General features: G+C 71.6%; 3 protein-coding genes and 2 pseudogenes. 4 read left to right on the top strand and 1 reads right to left on the bottom strand.

Features of this window, described 5'->3' with window-relative positions; translation table 11 throughout:
• Both AB0H32_RS43555 and AB0H32_RS43550 read left to right on the top strand, forming a co-directional pair.
• Positions 1-218: pseudogene (locus AB0H32_RS43555) on the top strand (hypothetical protein); the annotation flags it as partial.
• Positions 219-1041: 823 nt separating this feature from the next.
• On the top strand, positions 1042-2172 hold the full coding sequence (locus AB0H32_RS43550) for a S8 family peptidase (protein ID WP_361133695.1): 1131 nt from the start codon (positions 1042-1044) through the stop codon (positions 2170-2172).
• Positions 2173-2426: 254 nt separating this feature from the next.
• Here AB0H32_RS43550 and AB0H32_RS43545 read toward each other — a convergent pair whose 3' ends face one another.
• Complete coding sequence (locus tag AB0H32_RS43545; RefSeq protein ID WP_361133692.1) at positions 2427-3761, bottom strand: MFS transporter; 1335 nt, start codon at positions 3759-3761, stop codon at positions 2427-2429.
• A gap of 702 nt (positions 3762-4463) precedes the next feature.
• On the opposite strand from AB0H32_RS43545, the gene AB0H32_RS43540 reads away from it, so the two are divergent.
• Positions 4464-5708, top strand: a complete 1245-nt coding sequence (locus tag AB0H32_RS43540; RefSeq protein WP_361133689.1) for an alpha/beta fold hydrolase — start codon at positions 4464-4466, stop codon at positions 5706-5708.
• A 602-nt stretch (positions 5709-6310) separates the two neighbouring features.
• A pseudogene (locus tag AB0H32_RS43535) lies at positions 6311-9733 on the top strand (beta-ketoacyl synthase N-terminal-like domain-containing protein); the annotation flags it as partial.
• Positions 9734-9827 lie beyond the last annotated feature (94 nt).

The following is a 9827-nucleotide window of genomic DNA, read 5'->3' as shown; positions in this document are numbered from 1 at the left end:
CCGAGCTCCCCATGAAGCCCGAGCACCCGATGAAGCCCGAGCTTCCGATGAAGCCCGAGCACCCGATGAAGCCCGAGCTTCCGATGAAGCCCGAGCACCCGATGAAGCCCGAGCTTCCGATGAAGCCCGAGTACCCGGCGCATCCGATGAAGCCGATGAAGCCGATGAAGTCGCACCCGGAGTACGAGAAGGCGGAGCACCGGCGCGACGAGGGCTAGCCGTCCTCGCCGAACACCGCTGGTAGCGACAAGGAAGATGCTGGGCCTGGGAGTGTGGCCTTCGGCGGCGCTCCCGGGCCGGCCCAGAGCCGGGCCCGGACACCCGGGCCCGGCTCGCTTCGGAGGACTGTCGGGTCCACAGTGAGCCGCCGGGCGGACGGGCAGGCCCGAGTTCTTGTCCCTGTAACACCCGTCCCGACCCGTGTCGTGGGCCGGAGTTCCCCGGTGAACCGGCTCTTGCGAAGGTCCCGTTGGCGGCGGAGCACTGAGAGGGCACGTCGCCGGAGGTTCTCGACAGCGCCCGCTGATGAGCCGTCAGGACAGCGTTCCTGTGAAGTGGCAGCACGTGCCCCAGGCGGCGGCCGCGATGGTGCCCCGGGCGGTCGGCGCGCCGTGCGCCGGGTCGACCCCGGAGGCGGGGAGCATCACATCACGCGCGACCACCATGTGACCGCGCGCGGCGACATCGGCGGGCCCCGACGTCGGGCGCGTGAACGGGCGGTGAAGAAATCGCCACGGATAATTCTTGACCATCTCTTGGTGATTCAACCAGCTTTCAGGGCTGCATGTTTGCCATCCGGTTGCCTCGTGTTTGCGTAAGTCCTGTGGAGATCGCACGTCGACGGGGCGGCGTCGCTCCAGTCGGGGATTGATCTGCTCGCGACAAGTCGGCACGCTCCTGAGCGCGGACAGAACGCTGCCGCTTGAACGTAAATCCCCCCACACTTCGAGGAGACCCCTCTTGACGGCGCATTACAAACGCATAGGCAAGGCCAGGACCGTCACCGCGGTCGCGGCCGTCGCAACGGTCGTCGGTACCGCCCTGTACGTGTCCCCTGCCGCCCAGGCGAAGCCGCCTGCGGAAGGGACGGTCTACGGCCTGAACGCCGAGGGGGCCGTGGCCGGCAGCTACGTCGTCCTCCTGGACCAGAAGACTTCCCAGGCCGAGAAGAAGGACCTGGCCACGGAGTACGGCGGCAAGCTCAGCCGCACCTACGGCTCGGCGGTCAACGGTTTCTCCGCCGGCGGACTCACCGAGACGGAGGCCAAGCGCCTGGCTGCCGACCCCGCGGTGGCCAAGGTGGTGCAGAACAAGAAGTTCCACATCGACGCCACGCAGGACAACCCGCCGTCCTGGGGCCTGGACCGCATCGACCAGGCGGACACCGCGGGCGACGGCAAGTACACCTACCCGGACAAGGCCGGGGAGGGCGTGACCGCGTACGTCATCGACACCGGCGTACGCATCAGCCACAAGGACTTCGCAGGCCGCGCCAGTTCCGGGTTCGATGCCGTAGACAACGACAACACGGCCGACGACGGCAACGGTCACGGCACCCACGTCGCCGGAACCATCGCCGGCACTGCCCACGGTGTGGCCAAGAAGGCCAAGATCGTCGCGGTCAGGGTGCTCGACAACAACGGCTCCGGAACCACCGAGCAGGTCGTCGCAGGCATCGACTGGGTGACCAAGAACCATCACGGGCCGTCGGTGGCCAACATGAGCCTCGGCGGTGGCGCCGACCCCGCGCTGGACGAGGCGGTCAGCAAGGCCATCGCGTCGGGCGTCACGTTCGCGGTCGCCGCCGGCAACGAGTCGGCGGACGCAGGGCAGTCGTCGCCGGCCCGGGTCCCCGAGGCCATCACGGTCGCATCCAGCACCAAGGGCGACGCCCAGTCGGACTTCTCCAACTTCGGTTCGGTGGTGGACCTGTACGCGCCGGGTTCGGACATCACCTCCGACTGGAACGGCAGCGACGACGGGACCAAGACGATCTCGGGCACCTCCATGGCCACGCCCCACGTCACCGGAGCCGCGGCCGTCTATCTGGCCGGACACCCGGACGCCACTCCTGCCCAGGTCGCCTCCGCGCTGACCCGCGCGGCAACCAGTGGCAAGATCACCAACCCGAGCAGCGGAACGCCCAACAAGCTGCTGAAGGTGACGGAGTAGGTAATCCTCCCCACACTCGTGCGCAGCACGAGAACACCGTGGCCCGGCGGTGCCGTCAGCGCGTGCAGCTGCGGCGCCGCCGGGCCGCCTCGTTCCTTCTCCGTTGAGGCCCGCTGTGACGGACGGCGGTCTCGGCAGGAGCTTCATCGAGGGATGCCCGGGCCTCCCGCAGCGCATGGGCCCCGTCGGCTGCGGGCAGGGCCGGGCAACTCCATGAGCAGGGCCATGACGGGGAGAGCGCCGGCGCGCGGGTCCTAGGCCGCCTTCGTGGGCTCGGCCGGGATGCAAAGCCATGCAAGGCCCGCGGCGGTCAGGTAGGCGAGTGCGCCGATGGCCATGCTGGTGCGCAGTCCGACGCTGTAGCTGCCTGCCGTGGCGAGCAGACTGCCGCCGAGCGCCACGCCGATGGCGCTGCCGAGCTGGCGGGTGGTGTTGAACAGCGCGGAGGCGGTTCCCGAGTACTGCGGGGGTGCGGAGGCCATCATGGTGGCCGTCGAGCCGGTGAGAGCGAAGGACGTGCCGAAACCCGCGGCCATCATCGGAGCCACCAGCAGCGCGTAGGCGGGATCGGGCCCCGCGGCGGCCCAGGCTGCGAGGCCCAGGGCGGCCAGGAGCATGCCGGAGATCACCAGCGGACGATGGCCGGTGCGGCGGCTCAGCCGCCCGGACAGGACGGAGGCGAACGTGGTCATCGCCACCGCCGGGAACAGAGCCACTCCTGTGCGGAGAGCGCTGAAACCGCGTTGGTGCTGGAATTCGAGGCTGGCGGTGAAGACCATGCCGTAGAAGCCGAGGTTGAACAGCATGCCGATGGCGGCCCCGCCGCTCATCGCACGCGAACGCAACAGGCTCAGCGGCAGGGCGGGAGTCCGGGCCAGCCGCTCGCGCAGGGCGAACGCCGCGACGGCCAGTGCGGCCAGGCCCGCTCCGGCGAGGACGGCCGGGTCGGACCAGCCCCGCCGCCCGGCCTCGTTGAGCGCGGCCGTCAGCAGTGCCACCGCCGCCACTACCGCGCACTGTGCCGGCCAGTCCAGGGACCGCTCGGTGTGCCTGGGCGAGCGTGCCACGTGCCGCAGCGTCAGCACCAGGCACGCGGCGCCGACGGGCAGGTTGATGAGGAACACCCACCGCCAGCCCACCGTCGAGACCAGCAGCCCGCCCAGGAGTGGTCCGGCAGAGGCGGCGATGCCCGCCATCGAACCCCACAGCCCGAAGGCCCGCGACCGTGCTGCGGGCGCCGGGTAGGCCTGCTGGAGCAGGGCCAGCGAACCCGGGACGATCAGCGCCGCGCCGAGTCCCTCCACCAGCCGGGCCGCCACCAGGAAGAGGGCGGTCGGCGCGAGCGCGCACGCGGCCGAGGAGACCGTGAACACCGCCACGCCCGAGCAGAAGACCCGCCGGTTCCCCAGCCGGTCGCCCAATGCGCCGGCGGTCAGCAGGAACCCGGCGAAGACCAGGGTGTAGCCGTCGGTGATCCACTGGATGCCGGTGAGCGAGGCCCGGAGCTCTCGGCCGATGACCGGCACGGCGACATTGATGACGGTCACATCGAGGATCACCATGAAATACCCGGCGCACACCGCCAGCAGCGGTGCGAAGCGCGGCTGATCGGACCCAGGGCCCGAGACGGGCGAGGGCGGGGTCTCGCCGGCACCGCCCGACTCTGCGAACGCCACGTCCCGCACTCCGTCCCGTCCGCGGGATTCCTGTATAAAACGCCACAATAAGGGACGTGCGGGTGGCGGGGTGGGAACCGGGCTGACAGCCGTTCCTCCCGGACCGGGTTCATATCACCTGGCAGAAGTGGATCGAGGGCACCTTGGTGCGGCACGTCACCGACCGGGACGATCTCGGCCCGGGGCGAGCGGAGAGCACCGGCCGACGCCGCACTGCCGCTTCTTGTCGACGTCCTGGCTGGTCCGTCCGGGCCTTGCCGGCCTGGGAGGCGCTGCCGACGCCGGCATTGCGCTGCTTCGAGTGCAAGTGGACAGCACTGGACAGCTACCGCCCTTGTCCGGCCTGGAAAGTGGACACCACCCGCGGGGAGCCTGTGCTCCATGAGCCCTGCATGCGTGCACACGGAGCAGGCGGCCTCCCGAGCTCCCCGGCCGGGCTCGCCGCCGGCACCCGCAGGGCAACCGCTGCGCTGACGGCGGCCGGCAGTCACTCGGTGGAGCTCTGCCCCAGCCGCGGATGCCGAACCGGACGCGTGGGCACGCAGTCGCATGCAGCTGCCACCGCGTGACCGCCGGCCGTCCCCCACGTCAACACCGACGTCAAGGAGAAGTCTCATGGAACGACTGCTGTTTCCCGGTGACGCCCAGTTCTGGTACGAGACCCTGCGCTCGTTCGGTCATATCGCCTACGGCGGAGCCGACTTCGGCGAGGTGGTCGCCACCAGCCGGCGTATCACCGAGGGTGACTACGGCAGTTGGCACGACGCGTGGCTGGCCACGGCCGACCGGTTGGCCGAGGACGCCGCATGGGCCCTGGACGCGGGCCACCCGGTGAGCGCCCGGGACGGCTTCCTGCGGGCCTCGAACTACTACCGGTCGGCCGAGTTCTTCCTGCACGGCCACCCCTGCGACCCCCGGCACGAGCACGCCTACGAGCGTTCCGTGGCCTGCTTCCGGTCGGCGGCAGCCCTCTTCAGCCCCCGGATAGAGCCGGTCCAGATCCCGTACGAGGGCACCACACTGCCCGGCTACCTCTACCGGGCCGACACCTCGGGGGACCCCCGCCCCACCGTGGTCATGCACAACGGCTTCGACGGCACCGCGGAGGAGATGCACTTCTTCGGGGCGATGGCCGGCGTCGAGCGCGGCTACACCGTGCTCGCCTTCGACGGTCCCGGCCAGCCGGGACCGCTGCACCGCGAAGGTCTGGTCTTCCGCCCCGACTGGGAGAACGTGGTGGGTCCGGTGCTGGACTTCGCCATGAAGCGGCCCGAGGTCGACAGCCGGAGGGTCGCTCTGCTCGGCAACAGCATGGGCGGCCTCCTCGCCCCCAGGGCGGCGGCCTTCGACCACCGTCTGGCGGCGGTGGTCGCCCTCGACGGCGTCTACGACCTGGGTCCGGCCGTCACCAACCTGCTGCCCGGTGAGCGCAGCGAGACGGAACGTCGCCTGCGCGCCGACTCCGACCCGGAACTCGACGCCCTGCTCGACCGGATGACCACCGAGAACCCCGTGCTGCGCTGGGCGATCCACCACGGCATGTACGTCATGGGCGCGGCCACCCCCCGGGCGTTCGGCGCCGCCTACCTCGACTACCACCTCCGTGACGGCATCGCGTCGCAGATCCGGTGCCCCGCCCTGATCTGCGAGGCGGCCGAGGACCTGTTCTTCGCCGGCCAGGCCAGGCAACTCTATGACGACCTGACCTGCCCCAAGACCTTCCTGGAGTTCACGGCGGAGGAGGGTGCCGACGCCCACTGCCAGGCCGGCGCTCAGCGACTGGCCCTGGCCCGGATCTACGACTGGCTGGACGACAGGCTCGAAGTCGTGCCGGACACCGCGCGCGTCCTGGCCGACTGAGACGGAGACCGGGACGGACAAGCGAAGGGCGGCACTTCTCAGGGAATGCCGCCCTTTCGTTCTGCATGGTCGGGACTCTCGGCGCACGTGCCCCGTCATCGTGGTCGACCTGCGCATACCGGCGACCATGTGCTCCAGGCAACCCGCATCGCTGATGGTGACCACGATCTCCGCGTAAGGAAGCTCGGCCAAGGAGTGGTCCTCGGACAGTTCCCACACGTCGTAGTCCTCCAGATCGGCGGAGCCGTCCGGTTCCTGCGGATCCCAGGACAGGTCCGGGTTCTTCAGCGCTGCGACCTCGCATAGGAGCGGGGCGATCCGGTACGGGCCCCTTCTCTCGGAAGCGGTGGTCATGCCTGATCACCAGTCAGCCCGGATGCGGGATGTCCCCTCTGACACCGCTTCCGACCCCGGACGCGCGCCCACGCAACCCGTGCCTGCCGGCGGACGCTCTTACCGGCTGGGCCGGCGCTGGGCAGGCCTCACCCGGAGGCAGGCGGGCCGACGCCCCCGGGTTGGTGCGCAGGAAGTCCTCACGGCCGTTGTCAGTGCGTGTACCTATAGTCGATGAGCGTCGGGGAAGGCGCCCAAAAGGGGTGGAAATGGCGGGGGTTCGCGGGGAGCTGGTCCGTCCGTTGGTCGAAACGGTACGGGCACATGCGGCACGGGCGGGGGAGAGGACCGCTTTCCGGGATGTGCGCCGGGGCGTGACCTGGACGGAATTGGACGACCGTACGGCGCGGATCGCCGGGCATCTTGCGCGGCTGGGTGTGCGCCGTGGCGACCGGGTGGCGTTCTGGCTGCCCAACCGCGTGGAGACGGTGGAGAGTTGCCTGGCAGCAGTGCGCGCGGGTGCGGTCGGGGTGCCGCTCGATGCGGGCGCGACCGATGCCGAGGTGGCCCATGTCCTGCGCGACGGCGGGGCGGCGGCGGTCGTGATCGAGGCCTCGCTGCTGGAGCGGGCGGCACGCGTCGTGGCCGGGCAGCCGACGCTGCGCCTGGTGGTCGTGGGTGCCGAGACGCTTCCGGCCGGTGTGCCCGAGGGCACGGTGTCGTACGAGGAACTCGCCCGGACCGATCCCGGCAGTCCACCGCGCGACGATCTCGGCCTCGACGAACCGGCCTGGATCCTCTACACCTCCGGGACCACCGGCGAGCGAAAGGGCGTGGTGGCGAGCCAGGGGGCCCTGCTGTGGTCCACAGCCGCCGCCTACGCGCCGCTCTTCGGCCTGTCCGAGGAGGACCGGCTGCTGTGGCCGCTGCCGATGCACCACGCCTACGCCTATTCGCTGTGCATCCTCGGGGTGGTTGCCACGGGCGCGAGCGCCTACCTCCTGGACAGGGGGGTGGACATCGCGCAGGCCCTGCAACGGCAGCCGCTGCAGGGACCGTTCACGGTGCTTGCCGGAGTCCCGGCCACCTACCACCTCCTGGTCCGTGCGCTGCGAGAGGTCCCGCGTCCGCCGGGCGGGCTCCGGCTGTGCGTCACCGCCGGATCGCCCTGCCCCGGGGAACTGCGCCTCGATGTCGAGGAGTTGCTGGGTGCGCCACTGCTGGACGGCTACGGTGCCACCGAGACCTGCGGCAAGATCGCGGTCGACCGGCTCGATGTGCCGACCGCGGAACGTGTGCCGCAGCCCGTGCCCGGAGTCGAGGTCCGGGTGGCCGACCCGGTGTCGGGAGACGGCGCCGCGGACGGTGACGAGGGCGAGATCTGGGTTCGCGGCCCCAGTCTGATGATCGGATACCACAACCGCCCCGAGAGTACGGACCGGGCCCTTCGGGACGGCTGGTACCGCACGGGTGACCTCGGACGCCGTGAGCCGGGTGGTGGGCTGTGCGTCACCGGCCGGGTGAGCGACCTGATCATCCGTGGCGGGCAGAACGTCAACCCGGTCGAGGTGGAGCAGCTGCTGCTGTCCTGTCCCGGCGTCGCGGACGCGGCGGTGGTGGGACGGCCGCACGACATCCTCGGGGAGGTTCCGGTGGCGTTCGTCGTCCCCGGGCCGGACGGGGTCGACCCGGCGCGGCTGCGGACCAGATGCCGGCAGCGGCTGTCCGCCTTCAAGGTGCCGGACGAGATCCTGTTGGGTGCCTCGGTTCCCCGTACCTCCTCCGGCAAGATCCAACGGGCGGTTCTCGCCGGGCAGTTGGCCGAGGCCCTCGTCACCGGACGGAGGGACGCCGCCGCAGGACTGCGGGCCCGGCTCCTGGCGCTGCCCGCTCCGGAGCAGCGCCACGCCCTGCTGAGCCTCGTCCTCGACGCCACGGCCGAGGCGTGCGGCGGGGAGGGCACCGACCCCGAGCCGGGCCAGGCCTTCACCGAGCTGGGGCTCGGCTCCCTGCACGGCGTGCTGCTGCGCGACCGGCTCGGGACGCTGACCGGCCTGGAGCTGCCCGCGACCCTCGTGTTCGACCGTCCGACGCCGGACGCGGTGGCCGAGTTCCTGTACGACGCGCTGCTCGGCGCCCCGTCCCCGCCGGCCCACGGAGCCCGGCCCGGCACCCGCGACGGCACACCGCCGCCCGACGAACCGGTGGCCATCGTGGCCATGGCCTGCCGATACCCGGGACTCGTGGACGACGTCTCCTCGCCGGAGGAGCTGTGGCGGCTGATCGCGGACGGCACGGACGCCACCTCCGCCTTCCCCGCCGACCGGGGCTGGGATCTGACGGGACTGTTCGACTCCGACCCGGACCGGCCGGGCACCTCGGTCACCCGCCGCGGCGGCTTCCTGCGCCGCGCCGCCGACTTCGACGCCGACTTCTTCGGCATGTCCCCGCGGGAGGCACAGGCCACCGACCCGCAGCAGCGGCTGCTGCTGGAGACTGCCTGGGAGGTCGTGGAACGGGCGGGGATCGCCCCCGGCACCCTGCGCGGCAGTGACACGGGAGTCTTCGTCGGCATCATGCACGGCGACTACGCGGGCCGCCTGCTGCACCGCGGAGGCCACCCGTACGAGGCCCACCTCGCGCTCGGCTCCGCGGGCAGCGTGGCATCCGGGCGCATCGCCTACACCCTGGGCCTGGAGGGACCGGCGGTGACGGTGGACACGGCCTGCTCCTCTTCGCTGGTGGCGCTTGACTGGGCGGCGCGGGCACTGCGCTCCGGCCAGTGCTCACTGGCCATGGCCGGCGGGGTGACCGTCATGGCCGGCCCGGTGCCGTTCGTCGCGTTCAGCAGGCTGCGGGGCCTGGCGCCCGACGGGCGGTGCAAGCCGTTCTCGGCCGCGGCCGACGGCACCGCCTGGGGCGAGGGAGCCGGCCTCGTCCTGCTGGAGCGGCTCGCCGACGCCCGGCGTCACGGCCATCCGGTGCTGGCCGTGCTCCGCGGCTCCGCGGTCAACGGCGACGGCGCGTCCAACGGCCTGACCGCGCCGAGCGGCCCCGCGCAGGAGCGGGTCATCGGCGACGCCCTGGCCTCCGCCGGGCTCGCCCCGGCCGACATCGACGCCGTCGAGGCCCACGGCACCGGCACCCCGCTGGGCGATCCCATCGAGGCCCGGGCGCTCCTGGCCACGTACGGCCACGACCGCCCCGCCGACCGGCCGCTGTGGCTGGGATCGCTGAAGTCCAACATCGGCCACACCCAGGCAGCGGCCGGCATCGCCGGCGTCATCTAGACCGTACTGGCGATGCGGCACGGACTGCTCCCGCGCACCCTGCACGCCGATGAGCCGTCAGCGGGCGTGGACTGGTCCTCGGGCACCGTACGGCTGCTCACCCGGGAGCAGCCGTGGCGCCCCGCACCCGGAAGCCCCCGCCGCGCCGCCGTGTCCGCCTTCGGCATCGGGGGAACCAACGCCCACGTGATCCTCGAAGAAGCGGTCCCCGTGCAGGAGGAACCCGACCACGGGACCTCCCACGGCGCTCCCGAGCCGCCGCTGCTGCTGTCCGGCGGGAGCCCCGAGGCACTGCGGGCCCAGGCACGGCGCCTGGCGGGGTTCCTGCGTGAACGGCCCGAACTTCCCCTCCAGGACGTGGCGTTCTCGCTGGCGACCTCCCGCGCGGCGCTCCGCCACCGTATGAACACCATGATCTCGCCGGTGTCGACCACCTCGCTGGTCGCCGTCAGCTGTTCGTGCTCCACGTAGCAGACGGTCTTGAACACCGCGAAGA

Source organism: Streptomyces sp. NPDC020362 (genome assembly GCF_040642095.1).
Lineage (GTDB): Bacteria > Actinomycetota > Actinomycetes > Streptomycetales > Streptomycetaceae > Streptomyces.
The sequence above is the reverse complement of the archived record's forward strand: the minus strand, read 5'-3'. Positions and strand labels throughout refer to the sequence as shown.

Excerpts from the sequence above, each read along its gene's own strand:
- AB0H32_RS43540 (WP_361133689.1), top strand. The coding sequence starts at position 4,464 with ATGGAACGACTGCTGTTTCCCGGTGACGCCCAGTTCTGGTACGAGACC.